The 20,960-nt window shown below is 56.7% G+C and carries 21 protein-coding genes, 5 tRNA genes and 1 pseudogene; 19 read left to right on the top strand and 8 right to left on the bottom strand.

The annotated features are described in order from the left end of the window. Positions 1-232 (top strand): annotated as a pseudogene (locus tag B0T39_RS25820) (IS4 family transposase); the annotation flags it as partial. 48 nt (positions 233-280) lie between these two features. On the opposite strand, the gene B0T39_RS10115 reads toward B0T39_RS25820, so the two are convergent. From B0T39_RS10115 to B0T39_RS10130, 4 genes are all read right to left on the bottom strand, one after another. Then, the gene (locus B0T39_RS10115) at positions 281-1,354 is read right to left on the bottom strand and encodes an ABC transporter substrate-binding protein (RefSeq protein ID WP_081546252.1); all 1,074 of its coding nucleotides are present in this window, start codon (positions 1,352-1,354) and stop codon (positions 281-283) included. A gap of 207 nt (positions 1,355-1,561) precedes the next feature. After that, entirely contained in the window at positions 1,562-2,680 is a 1,119-nt protein-coding gene (gene proB, locus B0T39_RS10120; protein ID WP_081546254.1) for a glutamate 5-kinase, read from the bottom strand. 199 nt (positions 2,681-2,879) lie between these two features. Further along, positions 2,880-4,382, bottom strand: coding sequence for a hypothetical protein (locus B0T39_RS10125; protein ID WP_141111166.1), 1,503 nt, complete (start codon positions 4,380-4,382; stop codon positions 2,880-2,882). 101 nt (positions 4,383-4,483) lie between these two features. Then, complete coding sequence (locus tag B0T39_RS10130) at positions 4,484-5,836, bottom strand: adenosylmethionine--8-amino-7-oxononanoate transaminase (RefSeq protein ID WP_081546258.1); 1,353 nt, start codon at positions 5,834-5,836, stop codon at positions 4,484-4,486. 195 nt (positions 5,837-6,031) lie between these two features. Here B0T39_RS10130 and B0T39_RS10135 point away from each other — a divergent pair, with 195 nt between their 5' ends. From B0T39_RS10135 to B0T39_RS10150, 4 genes are all read left to right on the top strand, one after another. After that, positions 6,032-6,451: a pilin gene (locus B0T39_RS10135; protein ID WP_081546260.1), complete on the top strand. Its 420-nt coding sequence runs from the start codon at positions 6,032-6,034 to the stop codon at positions 6,449-6,451. A 12-nt stretch (positions 6,452-6,463) separates the two neighbouring features. Next, complete coding sequence (locus B0T39_RS10140) at positions 6,464-6,901, top strand: pilin (protein ID WP_081546262.1); 438 nt, start codon at positions 6,464-6,466, stop codon at positions 6,899-6,901. A gap of 50 nt (positions 6,902-6,951) precedes the next feature. After that, entirely contained in the window at positions 6,952-8,775 is a 1,824-nt protein-coding gene (locus tag B0T39_RS10145; RefSeq protein ID WP_081546264.1) for a PglL family O-oligosaccharyltransferase, read from the top strand. 75 nt (positions 8,776-8,850) lie between these two features. Beyond that, positions 8,851-10,635, top strand: coding sequence for a PglL family O-oligosaccharyltransferase (locus B0T39_RS10150; RefSeq protein ID WP_081546266.1), 1,785 nt, complete (start codon positions 8,851-8,853; stop codon positions 10,633-10,635). Positions 10,636-10,705: 70 nt separating this feature from the next. Here B0T39_RS10150 and rpoH read toward each other — a convergent pair whose 3' ends face one another. From rpoH to ftsY, 4 genes are all read right to left on the bottom strand, one after another. Then, positions 10,706-11,569 (bottom strand): RNA polymerase sigma factor RpoH, encoded by an 864-nt coding sequence (gene rpoH, locus B0T39_RS10155; protein ID WP_019102027.1) that lies wholly within the window; start codon positions 11,567-11,569, stop codon positions 10,706-10,708. 185 nt (positions 11,570-11,754) lie between these two features. Continuing rightward, positions 11,755-12,663: a permease-like cell division protein FtsX gene (gene ftsX / locus B0T39_RS10160; protein WP_081546268.1), complete on the bottom strand. Its 909-nt coding sequence runs from the start codon at positions 12,661-12,663 to the stop codon at positions 11,755-11,757. Next, positions 12,660-13,313, bottom strand: a complete 654-nt coding sequence (gene ftsE / locus B0T39_RS10165) for a cell division ATP-binding protein FtsE (RefSeq protein ID WP_043592279.1) — start codon at positions 13,311-13,313, stop codon at positions 12,660-12,662. The genes ftsX and ftsE overlap by 4 nt, the downstream gene beginning before the upstream one ends. 60 nt (positions 13,314-13,373) lie before the next feature. Beyond that, positions 13,374-14,531: a signal recognition particle-docking protein FtsY gene (gene ftsY / locus B0T39_RS10170; RefSeq protein ID WP_081546270.1), complete on the bottom strand. Its 1,158-nt coding sequence runs from the start codon at positions 14,529-14,531 to the stop codon at positions 13,374-13,376. A 231-nt stretch (positions 14,532-14,762) separates the two neighbouring features. Between ftsY and rsmD the strand changes: the two genes are divergently transcribed. The 14 genes from rsmD to rplL all read left to right on the top strand — a co-directional run bounded on the left by rsmD (position 14,763) and on the right by rplL (position 20,871). Next, entirely contained in the window at positions 14,763-15,320 is a 558-nt protein-coding gene (rsmD, locus tag B0T39_RS10175; RefSeq protein WP_081546272.1) for a 16S rRNA (guanine(966)-N(2))-methyltransferase RsmD, read from the top strand. 103 nt (positions 15,321-15,423) lie between these two features. Further along, on the top strand, positions 15,424-15,675 hold the full coding sequence (locus B0T39_RS10180) for a YfhL family 4Fe-4S dicluster ferredoxin (protein WP_019100314.1): 252 nt from the start codon (positions 15,424-15,426) through the stop codon (positions 15,673-15,675). A gap of 138 nt (positions 15,676-15,813) precedes the next feature. Beyond that, positions 15,814-15,898 (top strand) — tRNA-Tyr (locus B0T39_RS10185). A 53-nt stretch (positions 15,899-15,951) separates the two neighbouring features. Next, positions 15,952-16,025, top strand: a tRNA-Gly gene (locus B0T39_RS10190). Positions 16,026-16,047: 22 nt separating this feature from the next. Beyond that, a tRNA-Thr gene (locus B0T39_RS10195) sits at positions 16,048-16,122 on the top strand. Positions 16,123-16,162: 40 nt separating this feature from the next. Next, on the top strand, positions 16,163-17,353 hold the full coding sequence (tuf, locus tag B0T39_RS10200) for an elongation factor Tu (protein ID WP_081546274.1): 1,191 nt from the start codon (positions 16,163-16,165) through the stop codon (positions 17,351-17,353). An 11-nt stretch (positions 17,354-17,364) separates the two neighbouring features. Then, a tRNA-Trp gene (locus B0T39_RS10205) sits at positions 17,365-17,440 on the top strand. 69 nt (positions 17,441-17,509) lie between these two features. After that, positions 17,510-17,866, top strand: a complete 357-nt coding sequence (secE, locus tag B0T39_RS10210; RefSeq protein ID WP_019100014.1) for a preprotein translocase subunit SecE — start codon at positions 17,510-17,512, stop codon at positions 17,864-17,866. Next, complete coding sequence (nusG, locus tag B0T39_RS10215; RefSeq protein ID WP_081546276.1) at positions 17,866-18,399, top strand: transcription termination/antitermination protein NusG; 534 nt, start codon at positions 17,866-17,868, stop codon at positions 18,397-18,399. The genes secE and nusG overlap by 1 nt, the downstream gene beginning before the upstream one ends. A gap of 99 nt (positions 18,400-18,498) precedes the next feature. After that, a complete protein-coding gene (gene rplK, locus B0T39_RS10220; RefSeq protein WP_048411721.1) occupies positions 18,499-18,930 on the top strand; it encodes a 50S ribosomal protein L11 in 432 nt (143 codons plus the stop codon). Beyond that, a complete protein-coding gene (gene rplA, locus B0T39_RS10225) occupies positions 18,930-19,625 on the top strand; it encodes a 50S ribosomal protein L1 (protein WP_019100247.1) in 696 nt (231 codons plus the stop codon). Before rplK ends, rplA begins: the two co-directional genes overlap by 1 nt. Positions 19,626-19,804: 179 nt before the next feature. Continuing rightward, a tRNA-Thr gene (locus B0T39_RS10230) sits at positions 19,805-19,879 on the top strand. 86 nt (positions 19,880-19,965) lie between these two features. Continuing rightward, the gene (rplJ, locus tag B0T39_RS10235) at positions 19,966-20,463 is read left to right on the top strand and encodes a 50S ribosomal protein L10 (RefSeq protein WP_081546278.1); all 498 of its coding nucleotides are present in this window, start codon (positions 19,966-19,968) and stop codon (positions 20,461-20,463) included. A gap of 36 nt (positions 20,464-20,499) precedes the next feature. Beyond that, positions 20,500-20,871, top strand: a complete 372-nt coding sequence (gene rplL, locus B0T39_RS10240; RefSeq protein ID WP_081546280.1) for a 50S ribosomal protein L7/L12 — start codon at positions 20,500-20,502, stop codon at positions 20,869-20,871. Positions 20,872-20,960 lie beyond the last annotated feature (89 nt).

The following is a 20,960-nucleotide window of genomic DNA, read 5'->3' on the forward strand; positions in this document are numbered from 1 at the left end:
CAGCGTCAGACCGACGGATCTGAGCTTTACGACGGCGCTGCATTATTTGCGCTACGAGTGGAGCTGGCTAGCAATCAGCAGCCCCGGCACCTTGCCGGCGCGGCTGCTTCGCCTGCGCGAGCGCTTGAGTGAATTGCTACTTTCGAAACAACGGCGAGGGCGTGAATGCCCTCGCGTTGTGAAAAAGCAGCCGTCCCGTTACCCGATCAAACAAGTTCGATCCGCTAAGTGAACGGCATTACGGTCGTTGGCCGGGATTTTCGTCGCAACGGGGTATGGCTCAGCGGCCGATCTTGATCTGCGACCACAGGCGGTTCAAATCGCGGCGGGATTTCACGTCCAGATCTTTCAGCGCCACGTACTTGCCCTTGGCCGGCTCCAGCATGATCACCGGATTGGCCTTGATCTGAGGTTTGAAGAAGGCCTCGGCCGCCTTGACCGGGTTGGTTGCGCCGATCTGGTTGGAGATTTCGGCGGCGTTCTTGCCGTCCAGCATGAAGTTGATGAAGCGGTGCGCCAAGTCCGGGCGCGGAGCGTCCTTTAGAATCACCATATTGTCCACCGCCAGGATATTGCCTTCCTTCTGTGGCTGGTAGCCTAGCTTGAACGGCCGTTTGGCGCGCATCGCGTCCTGCTGCGCCTGGAACAAATCGTTGGAATAGCCGTGGGCCACCCAGATATTGCCTACGGTCAGTTCCTTGATGTAGCTCTGGTTATTGAAGGCGGCCCAGTAGGGCTTGGCCTTGCGGATCACCTCGGCAGCGGCTTTCCAATCGGCGGGATGGGTGGAGTTGGCGTCCTTGCCCAGATAGAGCAGGGCGGCGGACATCAGTTCGCGCTGCGAATCCAGTACGGTGACCCGGCCTTTGATCTTGGCCAGCACCGCCGGATCGAAGATCAAGGCCCAACTGTTGGCCTGCGGCAACACGCCGGCTTTTTGCAACTGGGTTTCGTTGTAGCCGAGCAAGGTCAGCGACACCACGGTGGGGGCTGCCACCTTGTTGCCGGCGTCGAACGGCGCGTTCAGGTTCAGGTAGCCTGAGTTGAGGTTTTTCCAATTGGGCAGCTGCGCCTTGTTCAGCGGCTGGGTTTTGCCCTGCTTGATCAGCGTGCTGACGGCGAAGGCGGTGGGGAAGACCATGTCGTAGCCTTTGGCGCCGGCGGCCAGCTTGGCCAGCATCTCCTCGTTGTCCCCGTAATAGTCCTGCACCAGCCGGCATTTGCACGATTGTTCAAAGCGCTTGGCGGTGTCTGCGGACAAGGCGTTGTTCCAGTTGTAGATATGGAGTACGTCCTCGGCCATTGCCGAGCCCCAAGTCAGAGCCAGAAGCGCCGAAAGGGCCAGCTTTTTCATACGCGTGAATCCTTTAATTCAAAGAATGGAAAGTGGAGATGGAGCGAAGGCGCCGCCGCATCCCTTAGAACCTGTTTACGATCTGCTGCGCTTCGGCGATACAGCGTTGAAACCGTCTTCGAAATGCTCATGTACCACGTGTACATTCCGCTTTCTCAGCCGTTTTCGCCTTGTCTCGCCTTAGCTCGCGAGATCGTAAACACGTTCTTACAGCGCGACCATATTGTCGCGATGAATCAATTCCGGTTCGATCATATAGCCGAGCGCGGCTTCAATCTCCCGGGTGGGCCTCTGCATGATGGTGCGCGCTTCGCTGGAGCTGTAGTTGACCAGGCCGCGGGCCACTTCCTTGCCTTCCTGATCGACGCAGGCCACCGCCTCGCCGCGCAGGAAATCGCCTTCCACCGCGCAAACGCCGATAGGCAACAAGCTGGTACCGCGTTCCCGCACCGCCTGCGCCGCGCCGGCGTCCAGAACCAGGCGTCCGGACAATTTCAGATGATCGGCCAACCATTGCTTGCGCGCCGCCATGCGGTTGGTGGGCGGCAGCAACTGGGTGCCGATGCCCTCGCCATCCGCCAAGCGCGACAGCACTTGATGCTCGCGGCCGCAGGCGATCACGGTGGCCGCGCCGCTGCGCGCCGCGCGCTTGGCGGCGAGAATCTTGGTGATCATGCCGCCGGTGCCGACGCTGGAGCCGGCGCCGCCGGCCATCTCTTCCAACCGTGGCTCGCCGGCGATGGCTTCATGGATGAATTCCGCGTCGGGGTGCTTGCGAGGGTCCGCGCTGTACAGGCCTTGCTGATCAGTGAGAATAACCAGGGCATCGGCCTCGATCAGATTGGTCACCAGCGCACCCAGGGTATCATTGTCGCCGAAGCGGATTTCATCGGTAACTACAGTGTCGTTTTCATTGATGATGGGCACCGCGTTCAGATTCAACAGGCTGGTCAAGGTGGAGCGGGCGTTCAGATAGCGGGTGCGGTCAGCCAAGTCCTCATGCGTCAGCAGGATTTGCGCGGTTTGCAAGCCAAAGCCGCGGAAGGCGGTTTCATACGCCTGGCACAGGCCCATCTGGCCCACTGCGGCGGCGGCCTGCAATTCGTGCACGCCCTTGGGGCGCACTGTCCAGCCCAGACGTTGGCAGCCTTCGGCAATCGCGCCGCTGGAAACCAGCACCACCTGTTTGCCACGCCGCTTCAGTTCGGCGATTTCCGCGGCCCAGCGATTGAGCGCCGCCATATCCAGGCCCTTGCCGTCATTGGTGACGAGACTGGAGCCGACTTTGACCACAATCCGGTCAGCGGCGTGAATAACCGAGCGCATCCAAAACTCCATGAGTCGAAACGATAGATGCGGGGGAGTTTACCCGAAAAAGAGCGGGCCGGACCGCCTCCGGCGGCGAGGAGAACCGACGGCGGCAAAGCGCCTCCGTCACCGTGTCGGCAGCCTGTTGATTACACGGACTTTGATGCGGACCGTGGAATTCGGCTGGGTCCTCGGCCAGATAAAAGCTTGATCTGGGTCAGAAATGCTCGCTGTCGCGGTATTCCATGATTTGGAACAGCGGAGTCTGCGTGTGCAAGCGGGATACCCGGATCAGGCTTTCCCGTTCGCCGTCTTGTAGGCGGAATTCGCGTAACTGGCTATACGGGCGTCCAGCCATCAACAGCAATCTGGGCATTCCCGCAGGCGTGGCCAGCAGCAAGGCGAACTGAAAGCTGTCGCCGGGATGGGTAATGCTGGGCATGGCCAGTGCGGGTCGGGGGGGCGCACCGATAAACTCCACGCCGCATTCGATTTCCCGACCATCCGCGCGTAGCGCAACCCAGCGGGCGATGCCGAGCTTGGCGTTTTCCGGTTGGTTTGGCGGGGTGACCAGCAGCAGTTCCCCTGCACGCAGCGATTGATCTCGCGGTTGGCCGTGCAGCAGCAAACCGTTGTCGCTCTGATTGGAAATGGCCAGCAAGCAGGGCGGCGGCGGCGGCCGGTGGCGAAGCGTGTCCTCTTCAGCGGCGATACCGGGCAACTGCCAACTTAGATCGTTGCGATGGAACCAGATGCCCGGCAGTGCCGCGACGATTTCGATGATGGTTTGAGTCTTGAGCCGCGGATGACGGCGACGTTTGGGCTGATGCCATTCTTCCACCAGCAAGGATAACAACTGCAATTCGTCTACCATCAGGCCCTGCTGACGATTGTTCTGCGCTTTTTGCAGCGCCTCTCTGCTTTTCTCCAGGATGTCGCGGAGCGGTTCCAGATCCAGCAGAAAGCAGCCTGGGCCCAATTTGCTAGCGGAAATCGGCAGAAAGCGCGGCGGGGAGTCGATTTGTTGATCAACCAGATAGCCATGGACCGGCTGGGTCAAGGCCTCCACCGGAATCAACCGGGCCTTGGCTGCTAAATCGAAGATCAGCTGTCGCGACAAGGCCTGCTCGGTGGGGGCGAGGCGGTTGCTGGGGGTCAGCCCCATCAATAGGATCTGCAAGTAGATGGTCTGGATGGAATCGTCGTTGGCCAGCCCCTTGTCTTGCCAGCCGCGGCCGCTGGCGAAGACATGCAACTGGTGGCAGTCGTACCAGAAGTCCGGCGTGATCGGGCTATAGCATTGCTGGCTGATGCTTAGCAGCTGGCGCGCCGCCATCATGGTGTAGGCCATCAGCTCGATTTTAGGGTGCTCGCGATCCAGCAGGCCGCGCTTGGCAAGGCGATCGTGCAGAGTCTGTTTGAAAGTGATGAAAATCAGAGCGAACAGCTCGACGCTCAGCAAGGCCAGCTGGCGCACCTTCGGCGTCCCCAAACTGTCATGTTGGCGAATCTCGTTTTCCAGCAGAGGGTAATAGCGATCCACCGCTTTCAGGTACAGCTTCAGGAGCTTGTGGCGCAAATGGCTGTCCAGTGGAACTCGGGACAGGTTTTGCATGGACTGACTTAATAATCGTCCGCATTCGGGCAGATCGGTGAAAGGCAGCCGCTCGAGCCATGCCGCCACGCTATCCGGTTGAGTATCTATCAGCAGAGGATCCATAGTTTGTTCTGGCAGGGTGGATGGCGGCATGCAAGGCGATTCACAATGTAAATCTTGCCATTTCCATGCTATGAGCACTCACCCCGCCATGGCAAGGCGGATCACGGCAAAGGGATGCTTTGACCGTCGGCGGTGTTGGATGCGCGCGCCAGTTCCTCCAGTGTGGCTTCGGTGGCGGCGATCAGGAAGGCCATTTCCTTGTCGGTGATCGAGTAGGGCGGCATGAAGTAAACGGTGTTGCCGATCGGACGCAACAGGCAACTTCGGCGCAGCATTGCAGCAAAGCAGGCCTGGGCGAAATCGGCTCGAGCGGTGTCGACCTCGAAAGCCCAAATCATGCCCTTGTGGCGGAAGTTCCTGACATCCAGACGCGCTTGTATGCCTGCCATCATCGTATTGAAGCGCTGAGCTTTGGCGGCATTGGCGGCTAGGACATCCTCCTCCGCGAAGATATCCAGCACTGCCAGGGCCGCGGCGCAGGCCAGCGCATTGCCGGTATAGCTGTGCGAATGCAAGAAACCCCGGGTGACATCGTCGTGGTAGAAGGCCTGATAAATCGGATCGCTGGTCAACACGCAGGAAAGCGGCAGGAAACCGCCGGTAATGCCTTTGGACAGACAGAGAAAGTCCGGCGTGATGTCGGCTTGCTGGTAAGCGAACAAGCTGCCGGTCCGGCCAAAGCCCACAGCGATTTCATCGGCGATCAAGTGCACCTGATATTGATTACACAGCCGGCGCAGTTCGCTCAGATAGAGCGGATCGTACATCGCCATTCCGGCCGCACCTTGCACCAAGGGTTCCACGATGACAGCGGCAACTTCTCCCGCGTGCTTGGCTAGCAGATTTTCCAGCGCCTGGATCGCTCTGAGCGCGGCATCGGCCGCGCTTTCACCGGGCAGCGCGCGGCGGGCGTCCGGAGACGGTGCGCGCAGACCCGGCTTCAGCAAGCCGGCATAGGTGTTGGAGAACAAGGGAACGTCGGTCACGGCCAGGGCGCCGACGGTTTCGCCGTGATAACTGTTTTCCAGGCTGATAAAGCGGGTCTTGCCCGCTTGCCCCTGGTTGCGCCAGTAGTGAAAGCTCATCTTGAGCGCAATTTCCGTGGCGCTGGCGCCGTCGGAGCCATAAAACACATGGGCCAAGCCGCTGAGTTTGGCCAGACGCTCCGACAACTCCACCACCGGCTGATGCGTAAAGCCGGCCAGCATCACGTGCTCCAGCGTGTCGAGCTGATTCTTGATCGCCTGCTTGATGCGAGGCTGGCCATGGCCAAACAGATTGACCCACCAGGAGCTGACCCCGTCCAGATAGCGCTTGCCGTCGAAGTCGCTCAACCAGACGCCGTCGGCGCTGGCGATGGGAACGATGGGCAAAGCCTCATGACGCTTCATCTGGGTGCAGGGGTGCCAGACGGTATTGAAGCTGCGTTGCAGCCAGTCTTGGTTATCGCTCATCTCTGTTCTATGTATTCAGATTAAGCATTCGATGCTATCACAGGGAGGGAGAGGTCAGCGGACTGACCAAAAACGTCACATTTCTACCTGTTGCGCTGTTGATGCCTGTCGGATTGACTGGGATAGGAGTGGAAGAGGGGCTGGCATGGTTTCTGCATAAGCCGCTTCCTATAAAAGAAGCCTTGGAGCCGAGCAATGAGGAAGGCGGCTGGTTTTACCTTGATTGAACTAATGATTGTTGTTGCTATTATCGGTATTTTGGCGGCGATTGCGATTCCAGCTTATCAGAACTATGTGGTTCGAGCCAAGGTGGCGGAGGGTCTGACTTATGCGGATCAGGCAAAGACCTCGGTGTCTGAATTCTATCTGGCGGGTAATACTTGGCCAAGCACCAATGCCAGTGCGGGTTTGCCTGATACTTTGGTAGGAAATTATGTCAGTAATGTGCAGGTTGGAATCAGCAGCGGAGTCAGTACTGTGACCGTGTTATTTAATAACAGCGTAGTCTCTGGTTTAACAGTGGTCTTTTCTCCTGTAGTGAGTAGTGGTACTGTTGCATGGTCGTGCTCAACGGATGCGGCTTATGCTCAATATGTGCCTTCGTCTTGTCATTAAATGGAGCGTGTAATGCAAAAATCCCAACAAGGTTTTACTCTTATAGAACTGATGATTGTTGTTGCCATCATCGGTATTTTGGCTGCCATTGCCATCCCCGCTTATCAGGACTATACCAAACGAGCTAGAGTGTCGGAAGGTTTGAGTCTGGCTTCTGCTGCCAAAACGGCAGTTGCTGAATATTATGCATCAAATGGTTCTTTCCCTGGGACTAATGCGTCTGCGGGCTTGCAAGCCACAATTAGTGGTAACTCAGTAACCAGCGTTGCTGTTGGTACAAATGGTGTTATTACCGTTACATATAGCACGACGTTAATTGATGCTACTAAAAATCAATTGACTCTGACTCCTACCGCTTCAGCCGGATCTATTACTTGGATATGTGCAGCATCAGGGACAAGTGGGCTTAGCACTCAATGGCTGCCAGCTAACTGCCGTGCCGGCAACTGATATTAAAAAAACCTTGCATAAGGAGGGTGCCTAAGGGCACCCTTTTTGTTATGGATAAAAATATAAAACTGCTTTCTTTTTTATTGATTGCACTGGTGGTTTCTTTACCGTTCATGAGTTGGTTGCGTTATGTGCCGCTACCTGATTGGATGTCTGATGCCTCAGCATTTGCTTTGCTTGGTATAGCCATGCTCTGCTTGTGTTTTTTAAAGTTTGGGAAAGTACTTGTTTCCTGGCTTGAATTGGTTTTGTTAGTTGTTGCTATGGTTATGTTGCAATCAGTTTTTTATAGTCAGCTTGCCATTGTTTTTGTCGGTTTGGCTTTATTTGTTCTCTTATTGCGTAGTTGCTTGAATTCGTCCGATGTTAATTCTTTGATTGTAATGCTGGCGAAGGTTGTTGTTGCATTCGCACTGCTGCAGTCTTTTGCTGGTATTTTTCAGGCATTGAGGATGGGGCAGTATTTTTATGGGCTAATTGTTTATAGTCCAAATTCATTGGATGTGGTTGGAAATATAGGGCAGCGAAATCAATATGCAAATTTTCTTTTTTGGGGGGTTCTGTCGGCTTGTTATTTGTATGCGATTGGTAGCATGCGATACAGGTTTGTGTTGCTTTTTTTACTGCCAGTAATTTTGGCGATTTCTTGGTCTGGGGCTCGTTTGCCTTTGGCCTATATGCTTTTGGTGTCAGTGTTGGTGTGGTACTGGTATAGAAGTCTGAAGGGTAATGAAAAAGAACGTAGTGAAGTAAAGTTGTTTGCTTGGGCTGTAGTGGGGGCGGCACTATTGATGTTTTGCTTTCAACTCTGGAATAGCGAGATTATGCTGCTGCTAAGTAAAATGGGGTTGCCTATTAATGTTGTTAGCGGCTCGGATCGTATTATGGATGGTGGTTTGGGGGCGCGGAGACGGATTGAGTGGACCAAGGCATGGCTTATTTTTATGGAGCATCCATGGTTTGGTGTAGGGTGGGGAGGGTTTGCGGCAGAGACGGTAAGGATGGAATGGCTTGCCGGCTTGCCTAAACAGCCGGAGAGTTGGCTGTTTACTCATAGTCATAATTTGTTTTTCCAGTTGCTAGCGGAGACTGGGTTATTTGGGACAGTTCCTGTAGTGTTAGGCTTGTGTTATCTACTGTTCAGACTGTTGTTGAAAGTGAAAAAGAATATAGAAAGCCTGTGGTTGTGCGGTATTTTTGTGGTGATTTTGGTGCATAGTATGTTTGAGTATCCTATGTGGTATATGCCATTTTTAATCATGTTTATTTTGGTTTGTGCTTTGGTAAAAGATAGCGAGTGGAGCATCTCGCTTCGCCCTGAGTTCGTAAAAGGGTTGTCGGTTTTGTTTGGGGTAGGGTTTTTGATGTATTTTATGATGGGGCTAAGTTCTTTTTGGACTATTGTTCAATATGGTGCTCCATCATTAAATGAAAAAGATAATATTGCTCGGTTAGAGGCGTTGTCGAGTATTGGAAGAAACCCATTTTGGGCAAGAGATGTGGATATGGCATTGGCTAATTATATGATACCTACAAGCGAACAGCTGGATATAAAGCTTGCTCATTTTGAAATGCTAGCGCGTTACCGTCCATATCCTAATGTGCTAATAAAGTTGGCAATATTGCAGGCTTTGGATGGGAATAAGGTAGAAGCGAATAAATCATTAAAGATGGCAATCGCTAATTATCCAGACTATGTGAATGGTTTTGTAGGTATGTTGGCTTCTCAAAATAGTCCCCAAGTTGCCCCTCTGAGAAAGCTAGCTATGGTCGCTGCTCAAGCCTACGCCCAACATCCTCCTCACAGTCAGGCCGCGCAGTTGGCCGCCGTGATGACCGTGGCCGTACCCGTGACACGCAAGCCGCTGTTTTGACCGCGAGGATACGGTTTGTTGGAGCGCCTGCTTGCGGTATCCTGCGTCCTCCATCTAGCAAACGACAGCCGTAATATGAGCGCTCAAAGATTTTCCACATTCCTGGCGATGCTGGCCCTATGCCTCATCGCCATCCTGCCTTTCGCCTCGCGCATCCACTATGTGCCGCTGCCGCAATGGTTTGGCGAAATCAATGTGGTCTGGCTGCTGCTGGCGGCGGCGGTCTTCGTGTTGCCGAGCGGATCGTTATTCCGCTATATGCCGCGCAGCGCCTGGTGGTGTCTGGCCATGGGACTGCTTTGGGCCGGGCAGCCGTTCTGGGTGGAGGCCTTGTTCCCCGGAATGAATTACGCCACTGCCTTGGCCTGGCTGGCTGCGGCCTTGCTCGCAGCGGTCACTATGTCTTTGCGCGAGGAAATGGGCGAGCGACCGTTCGCGGTCTGGCTGGCTTGGGCCTTGATCCTTGGCGGCTTGGTGCAGGCGGCGATAGGCGTGGCTCAGTTGACCGGCTACGCCGCGGAGCTGGGCTTGTTCTACGATGGCTCTCACCCCACCAGCAATATTTTTGGCCATATCGGCCAACGCAATCAGTATGCGCACTATTTGATGTGGTCGGTGGTGGCTGGGGTGTATTTGTATGCTGCCGGCAGGCTACCGCGCTGGGGCCTGAGCATTCTCGTCCTCGGCCTGGCTTTGATGCTGGGGTGGGCGGGTTCGCGCACTATTCTGTTGTATTTGGTGGCCTTGTCCGGGCTGGCCGCGCTCTGGCATTGGCGCATCGGTAGCGCGGAGTCGCGCCGGATGTTGTGGGCGATGTGGCTGTCCTGCCTGGTGGTGTTGGCGATGCAGTTCGCCCTGCCTTGGTTTAATCAATTGCTTTCCTGGCTGACGCACGAAAACTTGCAAAACACTTCTGGTCTGGCGCGCCTGGCGGCCAATGGCGACGATATGGGGTCGCGGCGCTTCGCAGAAATGCATAAAGCATGGCTGAGTTTCCAGTCGCATCCGCTGACGGGGGTGGGTTGGTCGCAGTTTGCCGCGGAGAGCGTGCGTTTGCAGCCGCTGCCGCAATTCGCCGCCTCCGGTTTCAATAGCGGTTTGTTCACCAACTCCCATAATCTGGTTCTGCAATTGCTGGCCGAGATGGGCGGCATGGCCACCTTGTTGATCGTCGGCGGTTTTGCCTGGGTGCTGTGGCCGTTCTTTGGACGTCGCGCCACCCTCGAAGGGGTATTGGCTTTGGGCTGCCTGGCGGTGACGCTGACGCACAGCATGTTGGAGTATCCGCTGTGGTATTACTACTTTCTGGCGATGCTGGTGATCTTCGCAGCCATGGCGCCGCGAGGCGATCGTCAGCTGGCTTGGCCACTACGTCTCCCGTTATTCGCGGCGCTGGTTTGGGTGGGCTGGCTGTCAATCAGTAGTCTATCAATGTTCTGGGAGCTGGTAGGCTTGTATACGCCGACCAATGATGCGAAACGGGATGCGGGGAGGATGGAACGCTTGATCGAGATCGCCGATACCAAGCCGCTATTCGCCTACCACGCGCTTTACACAGTGGATGACTACTTGAAAGTGGGGCCGGAGCAACTAGAGCGTAAATTGGCGCTGGAGAACCGGCTAACCGCATTCCGCCCCTATCCGGAAGTGATGTTGAAGCGCGCGCAGCTGGAAGTGTTGGCCGGAAAACAAGCTCAGGCGGAGCAGACCCTGCGGACGACGCTGGCTTCTTTTCCCACTTACGCCGGCGTGTTCCTGAGCACCTTGGACGACGACAGGGCGGAATGGGAGCCCCTGCGCGCGGTGGCTCGCGCAGCCTACGCCAAGTTGCCGGCCAAGTACCAGACCATGGCCGAGTAGGCCCTTGCGATGATAGGGCACAAAAAAACCACAGACCTTGGTCTGTGGTTTTTTATTGAGCGGGGAGGACTTAGCCTTCGATCACCACGCCCTGACTGAGCGCGGTCTTCATCTTGCCCAGAGCCTTGGCCTCTATCTGACGGATACGCTCGGCGGATACGCCGAACTCGGCGGCCAGCTCATGCAGCGTGGAGCCGCTGTCGTCGGCCAGCCAGCGCGCTTCAACGATGCGGCGGCTGCGCGGGTCCAGCGTGGCCAACGCTTGCTGCAGGCCTTCGGTTTGCAGATGGTCGAACGCGCGGCGCTCAAGTTCGCGGGTCGGTTCATTGTGGTGATCGGCCAGCCAGTCAATCGGCGCGTAGCCGTCGTCGTCATTGTCGTCAGCCAGCAAGGCGACGTCCTGGCCGCTCATGCGGGTTTCCATTTCGCGGACTTCTTCCGGCTTGACGCCCAGATCGGCTGCGATTTGGCGGGCCTCGTTTTCCGACAGCGCGGAGAAACTGCTCTTCATGCTGCGCAAATTAAAGAACAACTTACGCTGTGGCTTGGTGGTGGCGATGCGCACCAAGCGCCAATTGCGCAGAATGAATTCGTGAATCTCGGCCTTGATCCAGTGCACGGCAAAAGAGAACAAGCGCACGCCGCGATCGGGCTCGAAGCGTTTGACGGCCTTCATCAGGCCGATATTGCCTTCTTGAATCAAGTCGGCTTGCGGCAAACCGTAACCGGAATAGCCGCGGGAAATCGATACCACCACGCGCAGGTGCGAGAGCACCAGCTGGCGCGCGGCTTCCAGGTCGTTTTGCTCCTGAAAGCGCGTTGCAAGCTCGTTTTCCTGCTCAGGCGTCAGCATGGGTACGCTGTTAACAGCTTGGATGTATTGCTCCAGGCTGCCGCTGGTGGACGGGACGGGCAAGGCAAATGTTGTGGTCATCTGTATAACTACCTCCTTGGGTAGTGATATGTTAGCACTCGTATATGGAGAGTGCTAGCAATGAAAGGTTCCTGCGCCAATGATTTTTTCTATCGACTCGATAGTAACGCAGCCGATATGTCGACGCTGTCTGCTCTGATTAACAGTTGTTGCGCCGCTTACATGTGCTGGCAAGCGGCCGCGTTTCATTTGGGTTCTATCTTGCGCAGATGATGGTCGGAGGCGAGGCGGGCGCCCAGCGTCGCCAGCAGGGCGGAAACGGCGACGGCGACGGCCAGTTCAATCGGGCTCAAATTGCGCAGCTCCACCCGTTCTCCGTACAACTGGGCGAATTCGCGAATTGCCGGGTTGGCGACTGAGGTCAGCCAGCCTGTCAGTGCCCAGGCGGCCAAGCCGGCCAGGATGCCTTGCCACATCGCGTGGTACATGAAGGGGCGGCGGATGAAACTGTCCGGCGCGCCTATCAATTTGGACACCTCGATTTCGTCCTGGCGTGCCAGGATTTGCATTCGGATCGCATTATTGGTTACCAGCACCAGCGCCAGGCCCAGGGCGATGGCCATGAACCAGGTCAGATGCTTGCCCATTTCCACCATGCCGTAGAGGCGCTTTGCCCAATCCGCGTCGAATTGCGCTTGTTCCACCATGGGCAGGCCGGACAATTCCTTTTGCAGCATCTCTAGTTCGCGGGGCTCCAGCGCCTTAGGCGTGACGACGAAAGCGTCCGGCAGCGGGTTGCTGTCCAGGCCATCGGCCAAACCCGGCAGGCCGTTGCGTTTCTCCATGTCCGCCAGCGCCTTGTTCTTGCTGACGAAGCTGTAGCTCTTGACCTTGGGATGATGGGTCAAAGTGGAAGTGACCGCGGCCAAGTCCGCTTCTTCCGATGACTGCTCCATGAACAAGGTGACTTGCGGCGTGGCGCTCAAGCGGCCTACCCAGTCCTGCACGCTGCTGACGGTCAAATAAAGCGAGAGCGGCAAGGCCAGTGCCAGCGACAACATCAGCAAGGTCAAAAAGCTGCCGAACGGTTGACGAAGAATCTTGATCAGCGCCTGCTTGGCGCTTTGCCAGTTCAGATAGAGATAATGTTTCATGCGGCAAATTGTCCTTCCCGCAGGCGAATGATTCGGCGGCCGTAGTCTTCCATTAGGGTTTCGTCGTGAGCTGAGATCAGCACGGTGACGCCTACCTGGTGGAAGGATTTGAACAATTCCATGATGTCCAGCGCATAAGCGCGATCCAGGTTGGCCGAGGGTTCGTCGGCAAGCAGGATGCTGGGGCGATGCACCACGGCTCGGGCGATGCACAGGCGCTGTTGTTCGCCGCCTGACAGGCGGATCGGCATGCTCTTTTCCTTGCCGAGCAAGCCAACCTTGTCCAGCGCGGCGCGCACGCGCTTGGCGGCGTCGCGGCGATCAAAGCCGATAATGTCCAGCGGCAGCATCACATTGTCGAACACGCTGCGGTCGAACAGGATCTTGTGATCCTGGAAGACAAGGCCGATGTGTTGGCGCACATAGGGGATCTGGCTGGAGCGCAGCTTGGATAGGTTCTGGCCGTTGACCACTACGCCGCCGGCGGTGGCGCGCTCTATGCCGGCGATTAGCTTGAGCAAGGTGGATTTGCCGGCGCCGGAATGGCCGGCGAGAAAGACCATCTCACCGGTATCGATGTTGAAAGACAGGTTTTTCAGGGCTTCGTTGCCACCTGGGTAGCGCTTGGTGACCTGGTCGAACTGGATCATTATTCTGTTCCCGCGTTAGCTGGTGACGGCAAGAGTGAGAGCTTGCGATGGCTGATGCGTTCAGTCAAACAGCGCGTCGATGTAGTCCTTGGTCTTGAACGGCCGCAGATCGTCTATGCTTTCGCCCACGCCGATAAAGCGCAGCGGAACGGGGCGTTGCTTGGCGATAGCCGCGATTACCCCGCCCTTGGCTGTGCCGTCCAGCTTGCTTAAGATTAGCCCGGTCAGGCCGAGGGCGTCGTCAAAAGTCTTGACCTGAGTGATGGCGTTCTGGCCGATGTTGGCGTCCAGAACCAGAATGATTTCATGCGGTGCGTCCGGCAAGGCCTTCTGGATCACCCGCTTCACCTTTTTGATCTCTTCCATGAGGTGCAGCTGGGTGGGCAGGCGGCCCGCGGTGTCGGCCAGCACGATGTCGATGCCGCGGGCGACCGCGGCTTGAATCGCGTCGTAGCAAACGGCGGCGGAGTCGCCGCCTTGCTGGGCGATCACAGTGACGTTGTTGCGCTCGCCCCAGGCCATCAGCTGTTCGCGCGCGGCGGCGCGGAAGGTGTCGCCAGCGGCCAGCAACACGCTCTTGCCCTGGCTTTGATAGTACTTGGCCAGCTTGCCTATCGACGTGGTCTTGCCGGCGCCGTTGACGCCGGCCATCATGATGACGAAGGGTTTCTTGCCGTTAACGTCCAGCGGTTTCTCCAGCGGAGAGATCAAGTCGCTTAGCGACTCTTTCAGCGCGTCTTTCAGTTCAGAGGCATCCTTCAGCCCTTTTAGCGAAACGCGCTCGCGCACGTCGCCGAGCAGGTGCAGCGTGGCGTCCACCCCCATGTCGGCGGTGAGCAGCACGGTTTCCAGTTCCTCGTACAACTCTTCGTCGATCTTGCCGCCGCCAAACAGGCCGGCGAGGGATTTGCCCAGCTTATCGCGGGTTTTCGACAGCCCCGCTTTCAGGCGTTCTGCCCAACTCATCTTTTTCAGAGAAACCGGAGCGGGTTCATGTGGCGCGGCGGCTTGAGCCGGGACTGGGGCGACTTCGGCGGGCGCTGGCGCGAGCTCGGGAGTAGAGTGCTGAGGCTCGGGCGAATGCGCTTCTGGTTGTTGGATGGCGGGGGCGGCCACTTCAGGTGGGATGGCGGCTTGAGTGTCGGCCGCCGGCTCCGTTTGGACTGTTGTCGGAGGCGTGGGCTCGGATTGGGGTTTTCTTTTGAAGAAGCTAAACATGCGTTAAGGCCGGCAGAATTCGGTAAATGGCTAAATTGTATCCTCAAATGGAGATGCTTACCCAATTGTTGCAGTGCAGAGGGGGGCATCGCATCGTTGAAATCTATATATAAGGAATGGATAGCTTTTTGTGGCGTGAGCGGCGACAGATGGCGGCCGGTTTGCGCGACAATGAGGCGTAACGACGCGGATCGGGTTACACTCAGCCCCTTGTTTTTTGAGCTTGGAATTATGAGTCAGTCGCGTAACACGGTCAGAATCATCGGTGGCGAGTATCGGCGCCGGCTATTGCCGTTTCCCGACGCTCAGGGTTTGCGGCCAACGCCGGACCGTGTGCGGGAAACCTTGTTCAATTGGTTGGGTCAGCAGCTGTACGGCAAGTCCTGCCTGGATCTTTTCGCCGGCAGCGGGGCGCTGGGCTTCGAGGCCGCTTCTCGCGAAGCGCGGCGCGTGATGATGGTGGAGAAGTCCCGCGCGGCGGCCGAGTCCCTAAAGGCCAACCGGCAGTTGCTGTCCGCCGCTAGCATCGATGTGGCTCAGTTCGACGCCTTGGCTTATTTGAAGGCTTGCCGGGAGCGTTTTGACGTCGTCTTCGTCGACCCGCCGTTTGATTCCGATTTGTTGGTCCAGGTTTTACCTTTACTGGCTCAGGTCATGAGCGAGGACGGTCTGGCGTATATCGAAAGCCGCCGTTGGCCCGAGGAACTGCCGGGCTGGGAGGTGTTGAAGCGGGCCAAGGCCGGGCAGGTGCACTACGGTTTGCTGCGCCGGGCGGCGGATCCTGTCTGAGCGCTTTGTGCGCAGCGTTCTCATAAATATATAACGGGGCGAACTTGCGAGCCCGACTGTCGGGTGACAGAATTCATGTTGTGGAATACTTGAGGAATTTACTATGTCTTTGATGATTACCGACGAATGCATCAACTGCGACGTCTGCGAGCCGGAGTGCCCCAACAACGCGATTTCCCAAGGTGAGGAAATCTATCAAATCGACCCCAATCTGTGTACCCAATGCGTCGGCCACTACGATGAGCCGCAATGCCAGCAAGTCTGTCCGGTCGATTGCATCCCCTTGGATCCGTCTCACGAGGAGACTCAGGAGGCGTTGCATCAGAAGTATCTGCGGATTTCCGGTCAGGCGTGAAACGCTAAGCTTTTGAATTTATTGAAAGCGCCCCAGGCTTGCCGGGGCGCTTTGCTTTTGTCGGCAAAATAATTGGGGGAAAATGCAAAAACCGGTTGACGGCCATCGGAGCTATCTATAATATTCGGGTCTCTTTCAGGAGGGATTCCCGAGCGGTCAAAGGGATCAGACTGTAAATCTGACGGCTCAGCCTTCGAAGGTTCGAATCCTTCTCCCTCCACCAGAATTTAGCGTCTGGGCGTGTGCGATGAAAGTCGCTCGAGGTTGTTGTTGCAGGCGGGTGTAGCTCAATGGTAGAGCAGAAGCCTTCCAAGCTTACGACGAGGGTTCGATTCCCTTCACCCGCTCCAAGCGTATAGCCTGTTTTAAAGGGCCCATGTAGCTCAGGGGTAGAGCACTCCCTTGGTAAGGGAGAGGTCGGCAGTTCAATTCTGCCCATGGGCACCACCATTTACTTTGTGTTGTTTCGTATCCAGGAAATTTTGCCATGGCTAAGGAAAAGTTCGAGCGGAATAAACCGCACGTAAACGTCGGCACCATCGGTCACGTAGACCATGGTAAAACCACTCTGACCGCTGCTATCACCACCATTCTGTCGAAGAAGTTCGGTGGCGAAGCCAAAGACTACTCCCAGATCGACAGCGCGCCGGAAGAAAAGGCTCGCGGTATTACCATTAATACCGCCCACGTAGAATACGAAACCGAGTCCCGTCACTACGCTCACGTAGATTGCCCGGGTCACGCCGACTACGTTAAGAACATGATTACCGGTGCTGCCCAGATGGACGGCGCTATCCTGGTGTGCTCGGCCGCTGACGGTCCGATGCCGCAAACTCGCGAACACATCCTGCTGTCCCGTCAGGTTGGCGTTCCGTACATCATCGTGTTCCTGAACAAGGCCGACCTGGTGGACGACGCTGAGCTGCTGGAACTGGTTGAAATGGAAGTTCGCGATCTGCTGTCTTCCTACGACTTCCCGGGCGACGACACCCCGGTGGTGATCGGCTCCGCTCGTCTGGCGCTGGAAGGCGACCAGTCCGAATACGGCGAACCGGCCATCTTCAAGCTGGCTGCCGCTCTGGATTCCTACATCCCGACTCCGGAACGCGCCATCGACAAGCCGTTCCTGCTGCCGATCGAGGACGTGTTCTCGATCTCCGGTCGCGGTACCGTGGTAACCGGTCGCGTAGAGCGCGGCATTGTTAAAGTCGGCGAAGAATTGGAAATCGTGGGCCTGAAGGCTACCGCGAAGACCACTTGCACCGGCGTGGAAATGTTCCGCAAGCTGCTGGACCAAGGTCAAGCTGGTGACAACGTTGGCGTGCTGCTGCGCGGCACCAAGCGTGAAGACGTTGAGCGTGGCCAAGTGCTGGCCAAGCCGGGTACCATCACCCCGCACACCAAGTTCGAGGCTTCTGTCTACGTGCTGAGCAAAGACGAAGGTGGCCGTCACACCCCGTTCTTCGCGAACTACCGTCCGCAGTTCTACTTCCGTACCACCGACGTAACGGGCGCCGTTACTCTGTCGGAAGGCGTGGAAATGGTAATGCCGGGCGACAACGTTGAAATCACCGTTGAGCTGATCGCCCCGATCGCCATGGAAGATGGTCTGCGTTTCGCCATCCGCGAAGGCGGCCGTACCGTCGGCGCCGGCGTTGTTGCCAAGATCATTGCTTAATTAAAGTTTAAAGGCCAGTAGCTCAATTGGTAGAGTATCGGTCTCCAAAACCGAGGGTTGGGGGTTCGAGACCCTCCTGGCCTGCCAATTAAGACCAGCCGGCGCTTGTGCGCCGGTTGGTCTTTTGTCGCATACGCGCATTGAGAAGATATCGACATGGAAATGCAGGATAAAATCAAGCTGGCGCTGGCCGGTTTGCTGGTGGCGGCTGGTATCGTCGGTTTTTACATGATTCCGGCGGATCAGGGCATTTTGCGCGCGCTTTCGTTTGTGGCCGGTGTGGTGCTGGCGGTTGGCGCGATCTGGTTGTCGCAGCCGGGGAAGAGTTTCGTCTCTTACGCCAACGAGTCTCTAGTCGAGGCGCGCAAGGTGGTGTGGCCGACTCGCAAGGAGGCGATGCAGATGACCGGCATGGTGTTTGTTTTTGTGCTGGTGCTGGCCTTGTTCATGTGGTTGGTGGACTCCAGTCTGTCCTGGTTGTTTTATGATGTGATTCTTGGTCGAGGTAAATAATGGCAATGCGCTGGTATGTGGTTCACGCTTACTCGGGTTTTGAAAAGAGCGTGCAAAAGGCGCTGCGCGAGCGCATTGAGCGTTCTGATGTCGCCGATCAGTTTGGCCAGATTCTGGTGCCGGTGGAGGAGGTCGTCGACGTGAAGAACGGTCGCCGCTCCATTACCGAGCGCAAGTTTTTCCCGGGTTATGTGTTGGTCGAGATGGAAATGACCGACGATACTTGGCACCTGGTCAAGAGCACTCCGAAGGTGACCGGCTTTGTTGGCGGCACCGCTAACCGCCCGGCGCCGATTTCCAAGAAGGAAGTCGAGGCCATCATGCAGCAGATGCAAGAGGGCGTGGAGAAGCCGAAGCCGAAAGTTCTGTTTGAGGTGGGTGAGAAGGTGCGCGTCATCGACGGTCCATTCAATGACTTCAATGGTTCCGTCGACGAGGTGAACTACGAGCGCAACAAGCTGCGCGTGTCGGTTCAGATTTTTGGTCGCGACACCCCGGTTGAGCTCGAATTCGGCCAGGTTGAAAAGTTGTAAGTCTGCCTCTTGGCAAGCATTTTTTAAGCGTGTATACTATTGCGCTTTCGTCGGGAAGCGAGTTAATGCTCGCGTTATACCCAAACTAGGAGTTTAATCGTGGCAAAGAAAATTGTCGGCTATATCAAGCTGCAAGTGCCCGCTGGCAAAGCCAATCCGTCGCCGCCGATCGGCCCGGCCTTGGGTCAGCGTGGTTTGAACATCATGGAATTCTGCAAGGCGTTCAACGCCGCGACCCAAGGCGTTGAGCCGGGTCTGCCGATTCCGGTGGTGATTACCGCATTCGCGGACAAGTCCTTCACCTTCATCATGAAGACCCCTCCGGCCACCATCCTTCTGAAGAAGGCTGCTGGCATCAAGTCCGGTTCGGCCAAGGCCAATACCGACAAGGTGGGTAAAGTGACTCGCGCTCAGCTGGAAGAAATCGCCAAGACCAAGCAGCCGGACCTGACCGCTGCCGATCTGGACGCCGCTGTTCGCACCATCGCCGGCTCCGCCCGCTCGATGGGCCTGGAAGTGGAGGGCGTGTAATGGCTAAGGTTTCCAAGCGCTTGCAAGCTCTGAAAGCTAGCGTTGATCGCAACAAGCTGTATGCAATCGACGAAGCGATCTCCCTGGTGAAAGCCGCCGCCACCGCCAAGTTCGACGAGTCTATCGACATCGCCGTGAACTTGGGCGTGGATCCGCGTAAATCCGACCAAGTGGTTCGTGGCTCCGTGGTTCTGCCGCGCGGCACCGGCAAGTCGGTACGCGTTGCCGTGTTCGCCCAAGGCGCGAACGCTGAAGCCGCTAAAGCCGCTGGCGCCGAAGTCGTTGGTTTCGACGACTTGGCCGAGCAGGTGAAGGCCGGCAATCTGGACTTCGACATCGTGATCGCTTCCCCGGACGCCATGCGCGTTGTGGGTCAGCTGGGTCAGATTCTGGGCCCGCGCGGCCTGATGCCGAACCCGAAGGTTGGCACCGTGACCCCGAACGTCGCCGAAGCTGTGAAGAACGCCAAGGCCGGTCAGGTTCAATACCGTACCGACAAGGCTGGTATTGTTCACGCCACCATCGGTCGTGCTTCTTTCGAAGCCGAAGCTCTGCGTGAAAACTTCTCCGCTCTGGTTGATGCCTTGGTGAAAGCCAAGCCGGCAGCTTCCAAGGGCGTGTATCTGAAAAAGATCGCCGTATCCAGCACCATGGGTGTCGGCGCTCGTGTAGATACCAACTCGATCAGCGCTTAATCGCTGTTTGAGTTTGGCGGGGCGGTTCGCCGTCTCGCCAAGGCTTTGGGCTGGCAAGCTTGCTTGTCAGGTTGTCAAAGACCGTAGGCGCCGCAAGGCTTAATCGCAGATTCGCCGGTACGGAAATCCGCAACCTACGCAGATGGTGTACCCGAAACAGGCTTCTGAACAAAGTTCAAGCTCATGTAGCTCAGGGGTAGAGCACTCCCTTGGTAAGGGAGAGGTCGGCGGTTCAATTCCGCCCATGAGCACCAGTTCTTTATGATGTCTCCTGATGTAGGTCGCCGCTGCAAAGCGAAGCGAAAATCCTTTCGCTTCATTTCAGTCTAGGAGGTAGACCTTGAGTCTCAATATCGAAGATAAAAAGGCGGTCGTAGCTGAAGTATCTGCCACGCTGGCAGACGCTCAGACCCTCGTTATCGCTGAATATCGGGGCATCGAGGTAAGCAGCATGACCAAACTCCGCGCTCAGGCGCGCGAGAATGGCGTGTACCTGCGCGTTCTGAAGAACACGCTGGTTCGCCGTGCTGTGGAAGGCACCCCGTTTGCCGGTCTGGCTGACCAAATGGTCGGCCCGCTGGTTTACGCTGTTTCCACCGACCCGGTCGCTGCTGCCAAGGTGCTGCATCAATATGCCAAGGCTGACGATAAAATCGTCGTCAAAGCAGGTTCCTACGATGGCCAGGTGCTGAACGCCGCTCAGGTTGCTGAGCTCGCGTCCATCCCGAGCCGCGAAGAACTGCTGTCCAAGCTTCTCTACGTTATGCAGGCTCCGGTCGCTGGCTTCGCCCGCGCGCTGGCCGCCCTGTCCGACAAGAAGCAAGCCGAAGCCGCTTAACTTATTTGATTCTTATAGAATTCAGGAGATTTTCACATGGCAATCACCAAAGAAGACATCCTCGAGGCCGTTGCTGGTCTGACCGTGATGGAACTGAACGACCTGGTTAAGGCGTTCGAAGAGAAGTTCGGCGTTTCCGCCGCTGCTGTTGCTGTTGCTGGCCCGGCTGGCGCCGGCGCTGCTGCCGCTGAAGAAAAAACCGAGTTTGACGTTATCCTGACTGGCGCTGGCGACAACAAGGTTGGCGTGATCAAGGTTGTGCGCACCATCACCGGTCTGGGCCTGAAAGAAGCCAAAGACCTGGTTGACGGCGCTCCGAAAGCCCTGAAAGAAGGCGTGGCGAAGGCTGAAGCCGACGACATCCTGAAACAGCTGACCGAAGCCGGTGCTAAGGCTGAAATCAAATAATCTTCTTTGAAAAAAGAGGGTGAGGCTGGCGGAGTAATCCGCCAGCCTTATTGCGCTTGTAGTTGGCCGAAACGAAGAAGGTAAAAGCC

The sequence above is a fragment of the Chromobacterium haemolyticum genome, from assembly GCF_002081825.1.
GTDB classification, from domain to species: Bacteria; Pseudomonadota; Gammaproteobacteria; order Burkholderiales; family Chromobacteriaceae; genus Chromobacterium; species Chromobacterium fluminis.